The 18,608-nt window shown below is 73.3% G+C and carries 13 protein-coding genes and 2 pseudogenes; 12 read left to right on the top strand and 3 right to left on the bottom strand.

Annotated elements, in window-relative coordinates:
• Positions 1 to 24: 24 nt before the first annotated feature.
• The 3 genes from E4N63_RS24685 to E4N63_RS24695 form a co-directional block, all read right to left on the bottom strand.
• Positions 25 to 1,374 (bottom strand): DUF58 domain-containing protein, encoded by a 1,350-nt coding sequence (locus E4N63_RS24685; protein ID WP_125626471.1) that lies wholly within the window; start codon positions 1,372 to 1,374, stop codon positions 25 to 27.
• Positions 1,374 to 2,396: a MoxR family ATPase gene (locus E4N63_RS24690; protein ID WP_125626470.1), complete on the bottom strand. Its 1,023-nt coding sequence runs from the start codon at positions 2,394 to 2,396 to the stop codon at positions 1,374 to 1,376. The genes E4N63_RS24685 and E4N63_RS24690 overlap by 1 nt, the downstream gene beginning before the upstream one ends.
• Positions 2,397 to 2,645: 249 nt before the next feature.
• Positions 2,646 to 3,188 (bottom strand): carbonic anhydrase, encoded by a 543-nt coding sequence (locus E4N63_RS24695; protein WP_125626469.1) that lies wholly within the window; start codon positions 3,186 to 3,188, stop codon positions 2,646 to 2,648.
• 357 nt (positions 3,189 to 3,545) lie between these two features.
• Here E4N63_RS24695 and rsmH point away from each other — a divergent pair, with 357 nt between their 5' ends.
• The 12 genes and pseudogenes from rsmH (at position 3,546) to pgeF (ending at position 18,607) form a co-directional block, all read left to right on the top strand.
• Complete coding sequence (rsmH, locus tag E4N63_RS24700; protein ID WP_230241723.1) at positions 3,546 to 4,502, top strand: 16S rRNA (cytosine(1402)-N(4))-methyltransferase RsmH; 957 nt, start codon at positions 3,546 to 3,548, stop codon at positions 4,500 to 4,502.
• Positions 4,499 to 4,987 carry a septum formation initiator family protein gene (locus tag E4N63_RS24705; protein ID WP_374112830.1) on the top strand — a complete coding sequence of 163 codons (489 nt, stop codon included), beginning with the start codon at positions 4,499 to 4,501 and terminating at the stop codon, positions 4,985 to 4,987. Before rsmH ends, E4N63_RS24705 begins: the two co-directional genes overlap by 4 nt.
• Positions 4,988 to 5,020: 33 nt before the next feature.
• Positions 5,021 to 7,005: pseudogene (locus E4N63_RS24710) on the top strand (peptidoglycan D,D-transpeptidase FtsI family protein).
• Between the two features lie 166 nt (positions 7,006 to 7,171).
• Positions 7,172 to 8,998 carry a UDP-N-acetylmuramoyl-L-alanyl-D-glutamate--2,6-diaminopimelate ligase gene (locus E4N63_RS24715; protein WP_125623674.1) on the top strand — a complete coding sequence of 609 codons (1,827 nt, stop codon included), beginning with the start codon at positions 7,172 to 7,174 and terminating at the stop codon, positions 8,996 to 8,998.
• A gap of 62 nt (positions 8,999 to 9,060) precedes the next feature.
• A complete protein-coding gene (gene murF, locus E4N63_RS24720) occupies positions 9,061 to 10,488 on the top strand; it encodes a UDP-N-acetylmuramoyl-tripeptide--D-alanyl-D-alanine ligase (RefSeq protein WP_125623675.1) in 1,428 nt (475 codons plus the stop codon).
• Positions 10,485 to 11,555, top strand: coding sequence for a phospho-N-acetylmuramoyl-pentapeptide-transferase (gene mraY / locus E4N63_RS24725; protein WP_019709463.1), 1,071 nt, complete (start codon positions 10,485 to 10,487; stop codon positions 11,553 to 11,555). Before murF ends, mraY begins: the two co-directional genes overlap by 4 nt.
• Positions 11,537 to 12,988, top strand: a complete 1,452-nt coding sequence (gene murD, locus E4N63_RS24730; protein WP_230242633.1) for a UDP-N-acetylmuramoyl-L-alanine--D-glutamate ligase — start codon at positions 11,537 to 11,539, stop codon at positions 12,986 to 12,988. Before mraY ends, murD begins: the two co-directional genes overlap by 19 nt.
• Positions 12,989 to 13,048: 60 nt before the next feature.
• Positions 13,049 to 14,458, top strand: coding sequence for a putative lipid II flippase FtsW (ftsW, locus tag E4N63_RS24735; RefSeq protein ID WP_230241724.1), 1,410 nt, complete (start codon positions 13,049 to 13,051; stop codon positions 14,456 to 14,458).
• A gap of 6 nt (positions 14,459 to 14,464) precedes the next feature.
• The gene (gene murG / locus E4N63_RS24740) at positions 14,465 to 15,559 is read left to right on the top strand and encodes an undecaprenyldiphospho-muramoylpentapeptide beta-N-acetylglucosaminyltransferase (protein WP_125623677.1); all 1,095 of its coding nucleotides are present in this window, start codon (positions 14,465 to 14,467) and stop codon (positions 15,557 to 15,559) included.
• A 46-nt stretch (positions 15,560 to 15,605) separates the two neighbouring features.
• The gene (locus tag E4N63_RS24745) at positions 15,606 to 16,406 is read left to right on the top strand and encodes a cell division protein FtsQ/DivIB (protein WP_374112831.1); all 801 of its coding nucleotides are present in this window, start codon (positions 15,606 to 15,608) and stop codon (positions 16,404 to 16,406) included.
• Between the two features lie 239 nt (positions 16,407 to 16,645).
• Positions 16,646 to 17,862, top strand: a pseudogene (ftsZ, locus tag E4N63_RS24750) (cell division protein FtsZ).
• A gap of 13 nt (positions 17,863 to 17,875) precedes the next feature.
• Positions 17,876 to 18,607, top strand: coding sequence for a peptidoglycan editing factor PgeF (gene pgeF, locus E4N63_RS24755; RefSeq protein ID WP_125623680.1), 732 nt, complete (start codon positions 17,876 to 17,878; stop codon positions 18,605 to 18,607).
• Position 18,608 lies beyond the last annotated feature (1 nt).

An 18,608-nucleotide genomic window follows, 5' to 3' on the forward strand; every position in this document is an offset into this window, starting at 1 on the left:
CGCTCCTCTGCCCGGCCCGTCATGTCATGCCCCCGTCTGCCCGCTCGCCGGTGCCCCCGCCCGCGGCCGCTCCGCCATCCGCCACAGGTCGGGCAGTGCCGCGCCGGGGCGGACCGGGACCGTCGACCAGCCCGCCTCGCGCAGCAGCCGCAGCCGGCCGGCGAAGCCGTCGGGGTCCGCGTCCGGCTCGCGCGCCCAGGCGCCGGTGTCCAGGACGAACGCGACGGCCCGCCCGGTCCGGTGCCGCAGCCGCGCCACCACCGCCGTCTGCTCCTCGTCCAGCGCGCCGAGCAGCGCCACCAGCAGCCCCTCCTGTCCGCCGCGGAGATGGTCGTAGGCCCCGGACAGCCCCGGCTCGCCGGAGTGGTCCACCACCGCGAGGGTGTCCAGAATCAGCCCGGCCGTGTCCGCGAAGTCCCCCGGCGTCCCCGCGCCGCCGTCCGTACCGGGCACGGTGTCCCCGGTGTCCGTCAGCAACCGTACCGAGAAGCCCCGTTCCAGCATGTGCGCCGAGATGGAGGCCGCCGCGGACACGGCCCACTCGAACCCGGAGTCCGGCCCCGCGCCCCGGTGCGCGACACGCCGGGTGTCGAGCAGCACCGTGCAGCGCGGCTGCTGCGGCTGTTCCTCCCGGCGCACCATCAGCTCGCCGTAGCGTGCGGTGGAACGCCAGTGCACCCGGCGCAGATCGTCCCCGTGCCGGTAGCCGCGGGGGATGACGTCGTCCTCGCCGGCCAGCGCGAGCGAACGGTGCCGCCCCTCGCCGTAACCGGGAGTGTCCCCGGAGAGCCGGACGGGCGGCAGGGGCTCGGTGCGCGGCACCACGGTCAGGGTGTCCCGCGTGCTGAACGCCCGGGTCAGCTCGCACATCCCGAACGGGTCGGTCAGCCGCAGCTGGAGCGGCCCGAGGGGATAGCGGCCGCGCAGGTCCGAACGGACCCGGTACGACACCTCGCGCCGTCCGCCCGGCTCCACCCGGTCCAGGACGAACCGGGGGCGCGGCCCGAGGACGTACGGCACCCCGTCCTGCAGCATCAGCAGCCCCGTGGGCAGCCGGGAGACGTTGTCGACCCGCAGATGGACCCGCGCCTCCGAGCCGGCCGGAACCCGCGCGGGAGCCAGCCGCCGGCTGCCCGCCACCTGGTGGCGCGTGCGGTACAGCACCGCGACGCACACCAGCGGGAGGACAGAGAGCAGCAGTCCGACCCGCAGCAGGTCGTCCTGCCCCAGGACGTAGCTGCACGCGGCCGCGGCGAAACCGGCGGCCAGGAAGGACCGCCCCCGGGTGGTGAGCCCGGCCAGCGCGCCCCGCAGGGTGCCCCGCTGCTCCCGGCCCTCCGCGGGCGCCTCGGTCTCTCCCGGCGCGCCGGACATCACAGCCCCCGCAGGCCCGGCGGCCGGCCCTGCGGCGTTCCGCGCCACTGCTGCGCGGAGGGATCGGGCACCGGGGTCTGCCGGAGGATGTCTGCGACGACCTGCTCGGACGTACGCCGCCCGAGCTGTGCCTGGGCGGTGGGCAGCAGCCGGTGCGCGAGCACCGGGACGGCCAGCGCCTGCACATCGTCCGGGAGGGCGTAGTCCCGGCCGTGCAGGGCCGCCGAGGCCTTCGCGGCCCGCAGCAGGTGGAGCGTCGCCCGCGGCGAGGCGCCCAGCCGCAGCTCGGGGTGGTTGCGGGTGGCCGCCACCAGATCGACGGTGTAGCGCCGGACGGAGTCCGCGACGTGCACGGAGTGGACCGCGTCGATCAGCTTGACGATGTCGTGGGCGTGCGCCACCGGCTGCATGTCGTCGAGCGGCGAGACACCGCCGTGCACGTCCAGCATCTCCAGCTCGGCCTCGGCGCTGGGGTAGCCGATCGACACCCGGGCCATGAAGCGGTCCCGCTGCGCCTCCGGCAGCGGGTAGGTGCCCTCCATCTCGACCGGGTTCTGGGTGGCCACCACCATGAAAGGGCTGGGCAGGTGGTAGGTCTGCCCGTCGGCGGTGACCTGCCGCTCCTCCATCGACTCCAGCAGCGCCGACTGGGTCTTCGGCGAGGCGCGGTTGATCTCGTCGCCGATCACGATCTGGGCGAAGATCGCGCCGGGCTTGAACTCGAAGTCCCGCCGCTGCTGGTCGAAGACGCTCACCCCGGTGATGTCCGAGGGCAGGAGGTCGGGGGTGAACTGGATACGCCGCACCGAGCAGTCGATCGACCGCGCCAGCGCCTTCGCCAGCATGGTCTTGCCGACCCCCGGTACGTCCTCGATGAGCAGATGCCCCTCGGCGAGCAGCACCGTCAGCGAGAGCCTCACGACCTCCGGCTTGCCCTCGATCACGTTCTCCACCGACCGGCGCACGCGCTCCGCGGTGGTGGTCAGATCAGTGAGGCTCGCTCGATCGTCATAGGTCGTCACCCAGCCCTCCTCGGCCCGTTCTCCGGGCCGGCGCACCCTTCGGCGGGCCGGCCACACATCACACGCGCGTCATACGCGCTCACCGCGTCCGGCGTTCGCCGGCGACGGTGCCGTATCTCCGCATTCTTGCCGTCCTCACGGCTTCACGTCACACGCCTGTGGACAACCCGGGTCTCTTTGTCCCCGTGTGTACCGGCTTGTCTGCCCGAAGAGCCGGGGGGCCACGGGGGACCCCCCGACCCCCCGGGTTCAGGACTCCGGCCCCGCGGGGTCGATCTCCCGCAGCAGCCCGGTGGTCACGTCGAAGACGAACCCGCGGACGTCGCGGGTGTCCAGCAGGAACGGCGAGGTGCGGACCCGCTGCATCGACTGGCGCACGTCCTGGTCGACGTCCCGGAACGCCTCCACCGCCCAGTTCGGCCGCTGGCCGACCTCCATCTCCAGGTCGTGCCGGAACTCCTCGGTGAGGCTCTCCAGACCGCAGTTCGTGTGGTGGACCAGAGCGATGCTGCGGGTGCCCAGGGCGCGCTGGCTGATGGTCAGCGAACGGATGGTGTCATCGGTGACCACACCGCCGGCGTTGCGGATGGTGTGGGCGTCGCCCAGGTCCAGGCCGAGGGCGGCGTGCAGGTCCAGCCGCGCGTCCATGCAGGCCACGACGGCGACCTTCAGGACGGGCCGGGCGTCCATGCCCGGGTCGGTGAACCCGGCGGCGTACGCGCGGTTGGCGCTCACGAGCCGGTCGATGACGCTGTCGGTGGCGGGGCGGGGTGCGGGCGCAGATGTCGACATACTCCGACGTTATCCGGCGCGCCGGGCCGGGGCCCGCTGTGAGATGGGGGCAAAGCCGTCCAACGGCCCGGGATGTGAGCCGATCCACACCCCGCGGACGGCCCCGCGGAGGGCCGGGAGCCGGTCCGCGCGGCGCGCAGGCCCGTTGATTGACCGCGCCGAGGAGTGGACTAAAGTGACGCGAAGTGGGAGGCGCGGAGCTCCCCCGGACCGAGAAATCCCGCGTGCGCGGCCTGTACGTACGGCTCGGCCTCCTCCCGCTCCCCGGTCGGCTGACGCTCCTTCCCCGGTGCCAGCGGCTCGCAGAGCGGGCGGGGACCCGGCGGTGCGTACGGCGGCGCCGATCTGAGAGGGCGCATGAGCGAGACCCGACATGTCCCGGTGATGCTCCAGCGGTGCCTGGACCTGTTGGCCCCTGCCCTGGCCGGGCCGGGCGCCGTCGCCGTCGACTGCACCCTCGGCCTCGGCGGGCACAGCGAGGCCCTGCTGAACACCTTCCCCGGCGTCCGCCTCATCGCCCTCGACCGCGACCCGGTGGCGCTGCGGCTCGCCGGCGAGCGGCTCGCTCCCCACGCGGACCGGGCCACCCTGGTGCACGCCGTCTACGACGAGCTCCCCGAGGTGCTGGACCGGCTCGGCATCCCGCGCGTCCAGGGCATCCTGTTCGACCTGGGGGTCTCCTCCATGCAGCTGGACGAGGCCGGACGCGGATTCGCCTACGCCCAGGACGCACCGCTCGACATGCGGATGGACCAGACGACGGGCATGAGCGCGGCCGAGGTCCTCAACACCTACCCGCCCGGCGACCTGGTCCGCATCCTGCGCACCTACGGCGAGGAGAAGTTCGCCCGGAAGATCGTGGACGCGGTCGTCAAGGCCCGGGCCGAGGAGCCCTTCACGAACAGCGCCCGTCTCGTGGAACTCATCCGGAACGCCCTGCCCCAGGCGGCGAAGCGCACCGGCGGCAACCCGGCCAAACGCACCTTCCAGGCGCTGCGCATCGAGGTCAACGGCGAACTGTCCGTCCTCGAACGGGCGATCCCCGCCGCGGTCTCCCGGCTCGCCGTCGGCGGCCGCGTCGCCGTGCTGTCGTACCACTCGCTGGAGGACCGGCTCGTCAAGCAGGTGTTCGCCGCCGGAGCGGGCAACACGGCGCCCCCCGGTCTGCCCGTCGTCCCCGAGCAGTACCAGCCGCGGCTGAAGCTCCTGACCCGCGGCGCGGAGCTTCCCGGCGACGAGGAGGTGGCGGAGAACAAGCGCGCCGCGCCCGCCCGGCTGCGCGGCGCCCAGCGGATCAGGGAGGACCACCGGTGAAGCGGACGCTCCGGGGCAGGGCCGCCCGGCTGGCCCGGCTGATGCCGGCCGGGCCGAGCACGGCGGCCCGCACTCCGTTCGTCCTGCTGGTGGTGCTCCTGCTCGCCGGCGGGCTGATCAGCCTGCTCCTCCTCAACGCCTCGCTCAACCAGGGCTCCTTCCGGCTCAGCGAGCTGCGGAGGGAGACCACCGACCTGACGGGCCAGCAGCAGGCCCTGCAACAGGAGGTCGACGCCTTCACGGCGCCCGACGCGCTCGCGGAGCGCGCCCGCGAGCTCGGCATGGTCCCCGGCGGCAGTCCGGTCTTCCTGTACCCGGACGGCACCGTGCGCGGCGTCCCGTCCGAAGCAGCAGCCCCGTCGTCCCCGGCGCCGGGCCCGTCCGGCGCCTCCGCCGCGCCCTCCGGGCGGCCGGGCCTCTCCGGGCTCTCGGGGCCGGCGGAGGAGCCGCTCCCGGAGCCGCCCGCTCACCGCCCCGGCGGCTGACCGCCCGCACCCCCGCACCGGAAAGGCCAGCGCATGAGTGACCCCCAGCAGCCGCGCCGGCGGGTGCCCGGCCCCGCCGCCCCCGCGGCCGCCGGCCGGGACCGGCGGGAGGACCCCGCGGTCCGGCGGTGCCAGGGCCGTGGGCCGGGCGCCCCCGGCGGCCGCGGTCCGCGCCCCGGCCGCCCGGCGCAGCGGCCGATCCGCCTCGGCAGCCCCGCCCCCGCCTCCGGCTGATCAGCCTCACGCTGACCCTCGTCATGCTCGCGTTCGTGGTCCGCCTGCTCCAGGTGCAGGCCGTGGAGGCCGACACCTACGCGGCCAAGAGCCGGGTCAACCGGTACATCACCCATACGATCGCCGCCGAGCGGGGCTCCATCACCGACCGCTCCGGCGGCGAGCTGGCCACCACCGTCGACGCCTACGACATCATCGGCGACCCGTATCTCTTCGCCCCGGAGCAGAGCGGGAGCCGGGACGCCCCCGAACGGGCGGCCGAACTGCTCGCCCCCATCCTGGAACAGGACGAGGACGGGATGGCGGAGAAGCTCTCCGCGGGCAACTCCCGCTACGCGGTCCTGGCCCGCCGCCAGTCCCCGCAGGTCTGGCAGCAGATCAAGGACCTCAGGGACGGCTTCGCCGAGAAGGCCGGCTCCGGCGGCGAGCCGAACCCGCTGGCGGGGATCTACCAGGAGCCGCACAGCAAGCGGATCTACCCGAACCGGGAGCTGGCCGCCGGGATACTGGGCTTCGTCAACGCCGAGGGCAGGGGCGGCGGCGGCCTGGAGGCCAAGCTCGACAAGGAGCTGGCCGGTGAGCCCGGCAAGATCACCTACGCCCACTCCGGCGGCCGCCGGGTGCCCACCGAGAGCGCCCGGGAGCAGCCCGCCGTGCCGGGCTCCGACGTCCGGCTGACCATCGACCGCGACCTGCAGTGGGCCGCCCAGCGGGCCATCACCGAAAAGGTCCGGGAGACCGGTGCCCAGCGCGGTTACGTCGTCGTGCAGGACACCCGGACCGGCGAGATCCTGGCCCTGGCCAACGCCCCCGGGTTCGACCCGAACGACATCTCCGCCGCCGGCACCGGCCTCGGCAACCCGGCGCTCCAGGACGCGTACGAGCCCGGAAGCACCAGCAAGGTGATGTCGATGGCCGCCGTCCTGGAGGAGGGCGCCGCCACCCCCGGGACCCATGTGACGGTGCCCAACAGGCTGCACCGGGCCGACCGGCTCTTCGCCGACGACGTCGACCACCCCACCTGGTATCTGACGCTCAACGGCGTGCTCGCCAAGTCCAGCAACCTCGGGACGATCCTCGCCGTCGAACAGCTCGGCACGACACAGAAGGAGGCGAACAAGGTCCTCCACTCCTATCTGCGGAAGTTCGGCATCGGCCGGCCCACCGGCCTCGGCTACCCCGGCGAGACCCCGGGCATCCTGGCGAAGCCGGAGGACTGGAGCGCTTCGCAGCAGTACACGATCCCGTTCGGCCAGGGGCTCTCGATCAACGCCGTCCAGGCCGCCTCCGTCTACTCGACGATCGCCAACGGCGGGGTGCGCGTGGAGCCCACGCTCGTCCGCGGCACCACCGGGCCCGACGGCCGCTTCACCCCGGCACCGGAGCCCCGGACCACCCGTGTCATCAGCGAGAAGACCGCCAAGACGCTGGCGAGGATGCTGGAGTCCGTCGTCGGCAGCGAGGAGGGAACGGGCACCAGGGCCCGGATCCCCGGCTACCGCGTCGCGGGCAAGACCGGTACCTCCAACCGGGTGGACCCGGACACCGGCCGTTACAACGGCTACACCGCCTCGTTCGCCGGATTCGCACCCGCGGACCGGCCGAGGGTCACCGTCTACTGCGCCGTCCAGGACCCGGACCCCGACAAGGGGAGCTACTTCGGCGGCCAGGTCTGCGGCCCCGTCTACAAGCAGGTCACGGAGTTCGCGCTGAAAAGCCTCAAGGTGGCCCCGACCGGCGCCGACCCGGCGAGACTGCCGGTGACCTTCGAGCCGCGCGGCTGAACGCGCGCCGGAACCGGGCGGAATCACGCGGATCGACGCACCAGGGGGCGGGACAACGGGGAACAAGAGCCGAAACCGGAAGAACCGGGAAGAGGCCCGGAAAACCGGGAGACCCCGGAGAGCCCGGACGCCCCAGTAACCGAGAAAGAGATTGAGGCCGGATCCCGTGACGTCGATCACCCCGGACGGCGAGGAACGGAATGCCTTCCACCCCTTGTTTCGCGACCCGCCCGGTGGGCCGGGTACGCTCACCGCCGTGCCACATGCTGATCAGTCCCACACCCCGTCCCCCGACGCGCCGCCGACGGGGGAGGCCCCGAGGCGAGTCCCCGCGAACCCCCCGGGGGCGCCACGCCCCGAACGGGTCCACCCGACGCCGGTGGCGAAGCTGGCGGATCAGCTGGGCGCCGAGCTCCCCCCGGGCGCCGCCGACGCGGCGGTCACGGGCATCACCCACGACTCCCGCGCGGTGCGCCCCGGTGACATCTACGCCGCGCTCCCCGGAGCCCGCCTGCACGGCGCCGACTTCGCCGGACAGGCCGCCGGCCTCGGCGCCGCGGCCGTCCTCACCGACCCGTCCGGTGCCGAGCGGGCCACCGCCACCGGCCTCCCGGTCCTCGTCGTGGACGATCCCCGCGGCCGGATGGGCGAACTGGCCGTCACGGTCTACGGCGACCCGGGCCGCGATCTCCTCCAGATCGGCATCACCGGCACCTCCGGCAAGACCACCACCGCCTACATGATCGACGGCGGTCTCCGGGCCGCGGCCGCCGCCCGCCGCCGGCACCCGGTCACCGGCGCGGACGACGGCGGGGCCGAGGAGGACGGCGGCGCCCCCGAACCCACCGGCCTCATCGGCACCGTCGAGTCCCGGATCGGCGACGAGCGCATCAAGAGCGAGCGCACCACCCCGGAGGCCACCGACCTCCAGGCGCTCTTCGCCGTGATGCGCGAGCGCGGTGTCCGCTCGGTCACCATGGAGGTCTCCAGCCACGCCCTGGTCCTCGGGCGGGTCGACGGCTGCGTGTTCGACGTCGCCGTCTTCAACAACCTCAGCCCCGAGCACCTGGACTTCCACCCGGACATGGAGGACTACTTCCGGGCGAAGGCCCAGCTGTTCACCGCCCGCCGCAGCCGCGCCGGCGTCGTCAACCTCGACGACGAGTACGGCCGCCGCCTGGTCCACGAGTCCGAGGTCCCGGTCACCACCTTCTCCGCGGAGGGCCATCCGGACGCCGACTGGCGCGCCGAGGAGATCGAGGTCGGCCCGCTCGGCTCCACCTTCACCGCCGTCGGCCCCAAGGGCGAGTCCGTGCGGGCCGCCGCGCCGCTGCCGGGCCCGTTCAACGTCGCCAACGCCCTCGCCGCGGTCACCGCCCTCGTCGTCGCCGGCGTCGACCCGCAGACGGCGGCCGACGGCGTCGCGGGGATCCCCGGGGTCCCCGGCCGGCTGGAGCGGGTCGACGAGGGCCAGCCGTATCTCGCCTTCGTCGACTATGCGCACAAGCCCGACGCCGTGGAGTCCGTCCTCCGCGCGGTCCGCCGGGTCACCGACGGCAGAATCCACGCGGTGCTCGGCTGCGGCGGCGACCGCGACCCGCACAAGCGCCGCCCGATGGGCGCGGCGCTGGCCCGGCTCTCCGACACCGCCGTGCTCACCTCCGACAACCCGCGCTCCGAGGACCCCCTGGCGATCCTCGCCGTGATGCTCACCGGTGCCTCCGAGGTCCCGGTCCACGAGCGCGGCGACGTCCTGCTGCACGCCGACCGCGCCGAGGCCATCGCCGCGGCCGTCGCCCGGGCCGAGCCCGGTGACGCGGTGCTGGTCCTCGGCAAGGGGCACGAACAGGGCCAGCACATCGCGGGCGTGGTCCGCGCCTTCGACGACCGTGAGGTGCTGGGCGGGGCCATCCGCGCCCGTGCCGCCGCGGAGCGCGCCACCCCGGCGGAAGCCGGCGGCGCGCTCCCTCCGCACTCCACCGACCAGGGATGACAGACCGCCATGCGCGCACACGCCTTCACCCGGCAGCCGTCCGGCCCCCGCGGGGGTGACCGGTGATCGACCTCTCGCTCGCCGAGATCACCGCCGCCGTCTCCGGCCGTCCGCACGACATACCGGACCTCGGCGCCCGGGTCACCGGCTCCGTCGAGATCGACTCGCGGAAGGCGGGTCCCGGCGGCCTGTTCGCCGCGTTCGCCGGTGAGAACGTGGACGGCCACGACTACGCACGGCAGGCCGTCGAGCGGGGGGCGGTCGCCGTTCTCGCCGCCCGGCCCGTCGGCGTCCCGGCGATCGTCGTCGACGACGTCACGGCCGCGCTCGGCGCGCTGGCCCGCGAGGTCGTCCGGCGGCTGGGCACCACCGTCGTCGCGCTGACCGGCTCGGCCGGCAAGACCAGCACCAAGGACCTGCTCGCCCAGCTCCTGCAGCGGATCGGCCCGACGGTCTGGCCGCCCGGCTCCCTCAACAACGAGATCGGGCTGCCGCTGACCGCCCTGCGCGCCGAGGCGACGACCCGTCACCTCGTCCTGGAAATGGGCGCCCGCGGCAAGGGGCACATCCGGTACCTCGCGGAGCTCACCCCGCCGCGGATCGGCGTCGTGCTCAACGTCGGCACCGCGCACGTCGGCGAGTTCGGCGGCAAGGAGCAGATCGCCGAGGCGAAGGGCGAGCTGGCCGAGGCGCTGCCGCCGGCCGCGGAGGGCGGCCTGGCCGTCCTCAACGCCGACGACCCGCTGGTACGGGCCATGGCGGGCCGCACCCGGGCCCGTACCGTCCTGTTCGGCGAGTCCGCGGACGCCGGCGTCCGCGCCGAGGACGTCCGCCTCACGGACACCGGGCAGCCCGCCTTCACACTTCGCACCCCCACCGGGTGCAGTGCCGTGACCCTGCGGCTGTACGGTGAGCACCACGTGTCGAACGCGCTCGCCGCGGCCGCCGTCGCCCATGAGTTGGGCATGCCTGCCGACGAGATCGCCACCGCGCTCTCCGAGGCCGGCCAGCTCTCCCGCTGGCGCATGGAGGTCACCGAGCGCCCGGACGGCGTGACGGTCGTCAACGACGCCTACAACGCGAACCCCGACTCCGTGCGGGCGGCGCTCCGTGCGCTCGTCGCCATGGGCAAGGGGCGTCGTACGTGGGCCGTGCTCGGCGAGATGGCCGAGCTCGGCGAGGAGTCACTCGCCGAGCACGACGCGGTCGGGCGGCTGGCCGTCCGACTCAACGTCAGCAAGCTTGTGGCGGTCGGGGGCCGGGAGGCCGCCTGGCTCGACATGGGTGCCAAGAACGAGGGTTCGTGGGGTGAGGAGTCGGTGCACGTGTCCGACGCACGGGCGGCGGTCGACCTTATGCGCAGAGAACTGCGCCCGGGCGACGTCGTGCTGGTGAAGGCGTCCCGTTCGGTGGGGCTGGAGCGGGTGGCGCAGGAGCTGCTCGCCGACGGCGGCGCGGCCGCGGGCGAGGGTGAGGTCGCCGGCCGATGAGGCAGATCCTCTTCTCCGGAGTCATCGGGCTCTTCCTGACCCTGGTCGGCACTCCGCTGCTGATCAAACTGCTGGCCCGCAAGGGCTACGGGCAGTACATCCGGGACGACGGCCCGCGCGGGCACCACGGCAAGCGCGGCACCCCCACCATGGGTGGTATCGCCTTCATCCTGGCCACGCTCATCGCGTACGCCCTCACCAAGGTGATCACCGCCACGAACCCCACCTTCTCGGGTCTCCTGGTGCTCTTCCTGATGGCGGGCATGGGCCTGGTCGGCTTCCTGGACGACTACATCAAGATCGTCAAGCAGCGGAGCCTCGGTCTGCGCGCCAAGGCGAAGATGGCCGGCCAGCTGATCGTCGGCATCGCCTTCGCGGTCCTGTCGCTCAACTTCGCGGACGGCCGGGGCCAGACACCGGCCTCCGACAAGCTCTCCTTCACGCAGGACTTCGGCTGGTCGCTCGGCCCGGTCATCTTCGTGATCTGGGCGCTGTTCATGATCCTCGCGATGTCGAACGGCGTGAACCTGACCGACGGCCTCGACGGCCTGGCCACCGGCGCCTCCGTGATGGTCTTCGGCGCCTACACCTTCATCGGTGTCTGGCAGCACCAGGAGTCCTGCGCCTACGCCGAGCGGCTGACCAACCCCGCCGCCTGCTTCGAGGTCCGCGACCCGCTGGACCTGGCCGTGGTGGCCTCCGCCCTGATGGGCGCCTGCTTCGGCTTCCTGTGGTGGAACACCTCGCCCGCCAAGATCTTCATGGGCGACACCGGTTCGCTGGCCCTCGGCGGCGCGCTCGCCGGCCTGGCGATCGTCTCCCGCACGGAGCTCCTGCTCGCCCTGCTCGGCGGCCTCTTCGTCCTGATCACGATGTCCGTCGTCATCCAGGTCGGCTCCTTCCGGCTCACCGGGAAGCGGGTCTTCCGGATGGCGCCGCTCCAGCACCACTTCGAGCTCAAGGGCTGGAGCGAAGTGCTGGTCGTGGTCAGATTCTGGATCATCCAGGGCATGTGCGTGATCGTCGGTCTCGGTCTCTTCTACGCGGGCTGGGCGGCGGGCAAGTGAACTGGGCCGGCACCCGTGTCACCGTCGCCGGACTCGGTGTCTCCGGGGTCCCCGCAGCGCGCGTGCTGCGGGGCCTCGGCGCCCGGGTCACCGTGGTCAACGACGGCGACGACGAACGGTCGCGGCAGCAGGCCGCCGAACTGGAGGCGCTGGGCGTCACGGTCCGCCTGGGCGACGGCGCCACCCTCCCCGAGTCCACCGAACTCGTCGTCACCACACCGGGGTGGCAGCCGGACAAGCCGCTCTTCCGGACCGCGGCCGAGGCCGGCGTCCCGGTCTGGGGTGATGTGGAGCTGGCCTGGCGCCTGCGCGGCCCGGACGCCGCGCCCTGGCTCGCCGTCACCGGCACCAACGGCAAGACCACCACGGTCCGGATGCTCGCCGCCATCCTGGAGGCCGCCGGGCTGCGCACCGCCGCCGTCGGCAACATCGGCGTCTCCGTCCTGGACGCCGTCCTCGCCGAGCAGCGGGAGGACGCCGAGCCGTACGACGTGCTGGCCGTCGAACTCTCCAGCTACCAGCTGCACTGGGCGCCCAGCCTGCGCGCGCACTCCGCCACCGTCCTCAACCTGGCGCCCGACCACCTCGACTGGCACGGCTCGATGGAGGCGTACGCCGCCGACAAGGGCCGGATCTACCAGGGCAACACGGTCGCCTGCGTCTACAACGCGGCCGACAAGGCCACCGAGGAACTGGTCCGCGCCGCCGACGTGGAGGAGGGCTGCCGCGCCATCGGCTTCACCCTCGGCCCCCCGGCGCCCTCCCAGCTCGGCGTCGTCGACGGCATCCTCGTCGACCGCGCCTTCGTGGCGGACCGTCAGAAGCAGGCCCAGGAGCTGGCCGAGGTCTCCGACGTCAACCCGCCGGTCCCGCACAACATCGCCAACGCCCTCGCCGCCGCGGCCCTGGCCCGCGCCTACGGCGTCGAGCCGCGCGCCGTACGGGACGGCCTGCGGGCGTTCCGGCCCGAGCCGCACCGTATCGCGCGGGTCGCGGAGATCGGCGGCGTCACGTACATCGACGACTCCAAGGCGACCAACACCCATGCCGCCGAGGCCTCCCTGACCGCCTACGACTCCGTCGTCTGGATCGCCGGCGGCCTCGCCAAGGGCGCCACGTTCGACGAACTGGTGGCGGCGGCCTCCGGACGGCTGCGCGGGGCCGTCCTGATGGGCGCCGACCGGGCCCTCATCCGCGAAGCCCTGACGCGACACGCCCCGGATGTCCCGGTCGCCGAGCTCGGCCGGACCGACACTGGGGCGATGGCGGCGGCGGTCCGGGAAGCGGCGGCGCTCGCCCGGCCGGGAGACACCGTTCTGCTGGCCCCCGCCTGCGCCTCGATGGACATGTTCGTCAACTACGGCAAGCGCGGCGAGGCCTTCGCCGAGGCCGTGCGCGAGCTCGGGGCCGGGCATGGGGGACAGGGACGCTGACCGGGCTGCCCCCCGTGCCCGACCGGCCGCCCGGCACCCGGCAGCCCGACTGGAGGGGACATGACGGCCGAGCGGCCCCGCATCCCGACACGTGAGCGCGCCCCGGCACGTCCCCGCCCGGCACGGTCCGGCGGGGCGGGCCGGAGCCGCACCGCCCCGGCCCGCCCCGGACGCCGCCCGTCCGGCCGTTCCGGCCCGGTGCACCGGCTGCGGCACCTCAGGGACCGTCTGCGGCGCGCCTGGGACCGCCCGCTGACGGCCTATTACCTGATCCTGGGCAGCGGGATGCTGCTGACCGTGCTGGGCCTGGTGATGGTCTTCTCCGCCTCCCAGATCCAGGCTCTCCGCTCCGACCTGCCCTCCACCTACTTCTTCGGCAAGCAGCTGCTGGCCGCCGGGATCGGCGCGGGCCTGCTCCTGCTGGCCTCCCGGATGCCGGTCCGCCTCCACCGCGCCCTGGCGTACCCGCTGCTCGCCGTCTGCCTGGTGCTGCTGGTGCTGGTCCAGATCCCCGGCGTCGGGCACGCGGTGAAGGGCAATCAGAACTGGATCCAGCTCGGCGGCCCGTTCCAGCTCCAGCCCAGCGAGTTCGGGAAACTCGCGCTCGTCCTCTGGGGCGCCGACCTGCTCGCGCGCAAGCGGGAGAAGAAGCTGCTGGCCCAGTGGAAGCACCTGCTGGTGCCGCTGGTCCCGGTCGCCTTCCTGGTGCTCGGACTGATCATGCTCGGCGGCGACATGGGCACGGCCATCATCCTGACCGCGATCCTCTTCGGCCTGCTCTGGCTGGCCGGCGCCCCCACCCGGCTGTTCGCCGGGGTGCTCGCCGTCGCCGGGCTCATCGGCGCGCTGTTCATCGGGACCAACCCCAACCGGATGGCCCGCCTGGAGTGCATCGGCGCCACCGACCCCGGCCCGCAGGACCAGTGCTGGCAGGCCGTCCACGGGATATACGCTCTGGCCAACGGCAACTGGTTCGGTGCCGGCCTCGGCGCAAGCGTGGAGAAATGGGGTGAACTACCCGAACCACACACCGACTTCATCTTCGCCGTGACAGGGGAGGAACTCGGCCTGGCGGGGACGCTGTCGGTGCTCGCCCTCTACGCGGCTCTAGGCTATGCGGGTATCCGCGTGGCCGGACGCACGGAGGACCCCTTCGTCAGGTACGCCGCGGGAGGTGTGACCACCTGGATCACGGCCCAGGCCGTGGTCAACATTGGTGCGGTGCTCGGCCTGCTGCCGATCGCCGGAGTCCCGCTCCCGCTGGTCTCCTACGGGGGGTCGGCCCTGCTGCCGACCCTGTTCGCCGTCGGGCTGATGATCGCGTTCGCGCGCAGTGAGCCCGCCGCCCGGGCGGCCCTGGCCATGCGGCAGCCTCGTCTGAGGCAGTTTTACCCGGGAAAGCGGCTGGCCCGGGCGGGAAGGAACACGATGAGACGGCGCGCGGAGCGGCCGCCGTCCGGAGAGCGGTGAATTTCGGTGCATGTCGTACTCGCCGGTGGGGGGACCGCCGGCCACATCGAGCCCGCGCTCGCCCTCGCGGATGCCCTGCGGAGGCACGACCCGGCCGTGGGAATCACGGCCCTGGGAACGGAGCGCGGACTCGAGACCCGGCTCGTACCCGAGCGGGGCTACGAACTGGGGCTGATCCCGGCCGTACCGCTGCCGCGCAAGCCCACACCGGAACTGATCACCGTTCCCGGCCGGCTGCGCGGCACCATCAAGGCCGCGGAGCAGATCCTGGAGCGCACCAAGGCCGACTGCGTGGTCGGGTTCGGCGGCTATGTGGCGCTGCCCGGCTATCTCGCGGCCAAGCGGCTGGGGGTGCCGATCATCGTCCACGAGGCCAACGCGCGCCCCGGTCTCGCCAACAAGATCGGCTCGCGGTACGCCGCGGCCGTCGCGGTGAGCACCCCGGACAGCAAGCTGCGCGGCGCGCGATACGTGGGCATTCCGCTGCGCCGCTCCATCGCCACCCTGGACCGGGCGGCGGCCCGGCCGGAGGCCCGGGCCGCGTTCGGCCTGGACCAGAACCTGCCCACCCTGCTGGTGTCCGGCGGATCGCAGGGCGCGCGGCGGCTGAACGAGGTCGTGCAGACGGTGGCTCCGGCGCTCCAGCGCGCGGGCATCCAGATCCTGCACGCGGTCGGCCCCAAGAACGAACTGCCGCGGGCCGACAACATGCCGGGCATGCCGCCGTACATCCCCGTTTCGTACGTGGACCGGATGGACCTGGCCTACGCGGCGGCGGACATGATGCTCTGCCGGGCGGGCGCGATGACGGTCGCCGAGCTGTCGGCCGTCGGACTGCCCGCCGCCTATGTGCCCCTGCCGATCGGCAACGGTGAACAGCGGCTCAATGCCCAGCCGGTGGTCAAGGCGGGCGGCGGACTTCTGGTGGACGACGCCGAACTGACGCCCGAGTGGGTGCAGCAGCAGGTGGTGCCGGTGCTCACCGACGCCTACCGGCTGCACGAGATGTCGCGCGCGGCCGCCGACTTCGGCCGCCGGGACGCCGACGAACTGCTGGTCGGCATGGTCTACGAGGCGATCGCGGCAGGCCGGGCCGGCTGACGGCCCCGGAGGACAGCGCGCGCGGAACGCGGGAAGGCAGGGGAGCGTGGCCGGACAGACGACCGCCCGGCGCGGCGGGAACGGGCTGTCGCCGTCCGGCCCGTCCCCGGAACCGGCCGGGCGGGAGCGTCCGCGCCGGTGGCGCCCGCGCGGAGACCGGCTCGTCTTCTGGGCCCTGGGCCTGGCCCTGTCCGCGGCCGGCGTCTTCTGGTTCCTGCACGGCTCGCCGTGGGTGCGGGTGGAGCGGGTGACGGTCGACGGGACCGGGGTACTGACCCCGGAGCAGGTCCGCCGGGCGGCCGCCGTTCCGCGCGGCGCCCCTCTGGTTTCCGTCGACACCGAAGCGGTCGCCGCCCGGCTGCGGGAAAAACTCCCGCGCATCGACTCCGTCGAGGTCGTACGCTCATGGCCGCACGAGGTCGGTCTGAAGGTGACGGAGCGAAAGCCCGCGGTGCTTATCGAAAAGGGCGGAAAGTTCATCGAAGTGGACGGCGATGGTGTGCTTTTCGCCACGGTGAGCCAACCGCCCAAGGGCGTACCGCTACTGGAAATGGACGCCGCCCGGTCACCGAGTCTGCGCCGTTTCGGAGCGGAACGGCTGCGGAGGGAGGCAGCCGGTGTCGCGGCCGGGCTGCCTGCCCCGATTCACCGGGAGACCCGTGCCCTGGTGGTCCGTTCCTACGACTCCGTCACCCTGGAACTGACGGGCGGCCGGACCGTCGTCTGGGGTTCGCCCGAGCGTTCGGAACAGAAGGCCGGGACGCTTCTCGCTTTGCTGAAAAGCGCGCGGGGAGCCGACCACTTCGATGTGAGCTCTCCCAGCGCCCCGGCGGTCTCCGGGAGTTGACCCCGACTCATCCGGCCCGCACCCTGGTGCCCCACCATGATGCGCGATCACATAGGGTGAAAAGAAAAGCGGCAGGTTCGGCGTGTTCGTTGAACGCGTGGCACTTGTCGACTTAGTGTCTCGTTCGAAGGCTCCAAGGGGCAGACACACTGGTAACCCTAAACTTCACGGTTAGGGTTCGGGTCGGCACTTCGAACCGGCCCTCAGGCATACGTAACTCGAGGCGAGAGGCCTTCGACGTGGCAGCACCGCAGAACTACCTCGCAGTCATCAAGGTCGTCGGCATCGGCGGCGGTGGCGTCAACGCCATCAACCGGATGATCGAGGTCGGTCTCAAGGGCGTCGAGTTCATCGCGATCAACACGGACGCACAGGCCCTGCTGATGAGCGACGCGGACGTCAAACTCGACGTCGGCCGTGAGCTCACCCGGGGCCTCGGCGCCGGCGCCAATCCCGATGTCGGCCGCAAGGCGGCCGAGGACCACCGCGAGGAGATCGAGGAGGTCCTCAAGGGGGCCGACATGGTCTTCGTCACCGCGGGCGAGGGGGGTGGCACGGGCACCGGCGGCGCCCCCGTGGTCGCCGGCATCGCCCGCTCCCTGGGTGCGCTGACCATCGGCGTGGTCACCCGCCCCTTCACCTTCGAGGGCCGGCGCCGCGCGAACCAGGCCGAGGACGGCATCGCCGGCCTGCGCGACGAGGTCGACACCCTCATCGTGATCCCCAACGACCGACTGCTGTCGATCTCCGACCGCCAGGTCAGCGTGCTCGACGCCTTCAAGTCCGCGGACCAGGTCCTGCTGTCGGGCGTCCAGGGCATCACCGACCTCATCACCACCCCGGGGCTCATCAACCTCGACTTCGCGGATGTGAAGTCCGTGATGTCCGAGGCGGGATCGGCGCTCATGGGCATCGGATCGGCCCGCGGCGACGACCGTGCCGTGGCCGCCGCCGAGATGGCGATCTCCTCGCCGCTGCTGGAGGCGTCCATCGACGGCGCCCGCGGGGTGCTGCTCTCCATCTCCGGCGGCTCCGACCTCGGTCTGTTCGAGATCAACGAGGCCGCGCAGCTGGTCAGCGAGGCCGCCCACCCGGAGGCCAACATCATCTTCGGCGCGGTCATCGACGACGCCCTCGGCGACGAGGTCCGGGTCACCGTGATCGCGGCCGGGTTCGACGGCGGCCAGCCGCCCTCGAAGAGCCAGAGCCGGGACAAGGTGCTCGGCTCCTACGGCGGCCGCGAGGAGACGCCCGCACCCGCCCCGGTGGAGAGCCGCCCGTCCTTCGGCGGACTCGGCAGCGTCACCCCCTCCCGTGAGGAGGAGCCCGATCCGGCCGAGGCGGCCCCGGTCGCCGACGTCCCCTCGCCGCCGGCCGCGCCCCCGCAGGTGCCCCGGCCCGTCCGTACTCGGACAGCCAGGCCGAGGAGCTCGACGTGCCGGACTTCCTCAAGTAGCCGTGGCCCGCACGTGATAGGGGAACAGTACGAGACGGGCGGCGCCCGCTTCGCCTTCACCGACCGGTGGGGCGGGGTGAGCGCCGCTCCGTATGCCGAGCTCAATCTCGGCGGCGCGGTCGGCGACGACCCCGCGGCCGTCCGGAAGAACCGCGAACTCGCCGCGGAGTCGCTGGGCCTCGCCCCGGGCCGGGTGGTCTGGATGAACCAGGTGCACGGCCGGGACGTGGCCGTGGTCGACGGCCCCTGGGACGGAACGGCGGACGACGCCGTCGACGCGGTGGTGACGGCCCGCCGGGGGCTCGCCCTCGCGGTGCTCACCGCGGACTGCGTTCCGGTCCTGCTGGCCGACCCGGTCGCCGGAATCGCGGGCGCCGCCCACGCGGGCCGTCCCGGACTCGCCGCCGGAGTGGTCCCGGCGCTGGTCGGAGCCATGGTGCGGCTCGGTGCCGAACCCTCCCGGCTCGTCGCGCACACCGGCCCGGCCATCTGCGGCCGTTGCTACGAGGTCCCGGCGGGGATGCGGGACGAGGTCGCCGCCGTGGTGCCCGGGGCCCGGGCCGTCACGGCCCGGGGCACGCCCGCCCTCGACGTGCCGGCCGGTGTCCGGGCCCAGCTGTCCGGGCTCGGGGTGGAGGGGACGGTCTCGTCGGCCGTCTGCACCCGCGAATCGGCGGACCATTTCTCGTACCGCGGCGAGCGCACCACCGGGCGCCTGGCCTCCTATGTCTGGTTGGACGGATGAG

This window comes from Streptomyces sp. MNU89 (assembly GCF_020982505.1).
GTDB lineage: Bacteria > Actinomycetota > Actinomycetes > Streptomycetales > Streptomycetaceae > Streptomyces > Streptomyces xinghaiensis.

Coding starts and splice junctions, on each gene's coding strand:
- E4N63_RS24685 (WP_125626471.1), bottom strand. CDS start 1,374: ATGTCCGGCGCGCCGGGAGAGACCGAGGCGCCCGCGGAGGGCCGGGAG.
- E4N63_RS24695 (WP_125626469.1), bottom strand. CDS start 3,188: ATGTCGACATCTGCGCCCGCACCCCGCCCCGCCACCGACAGCGTCATC.
- rsmH (WP_230241723.1), top strand. CDS start 3,546: ATGAGCGAGACCCGACATGTCCCGGTGATGCTCCAGCGGTGCCTGGAC.
- mraY (WP_019709463.1), top strand. CDS start 10,485: ATGAGGCAGATCCTCTTCTCCGGAGTCATCGGGCTCTTCCTGACCCTG.
- ftsW (WP_230241724.1), top strand. CDS start 13,049: ATGACGGCCGAGCGGCCCCGCATCCCGACACGTGAGCGCGCCCCGGCA.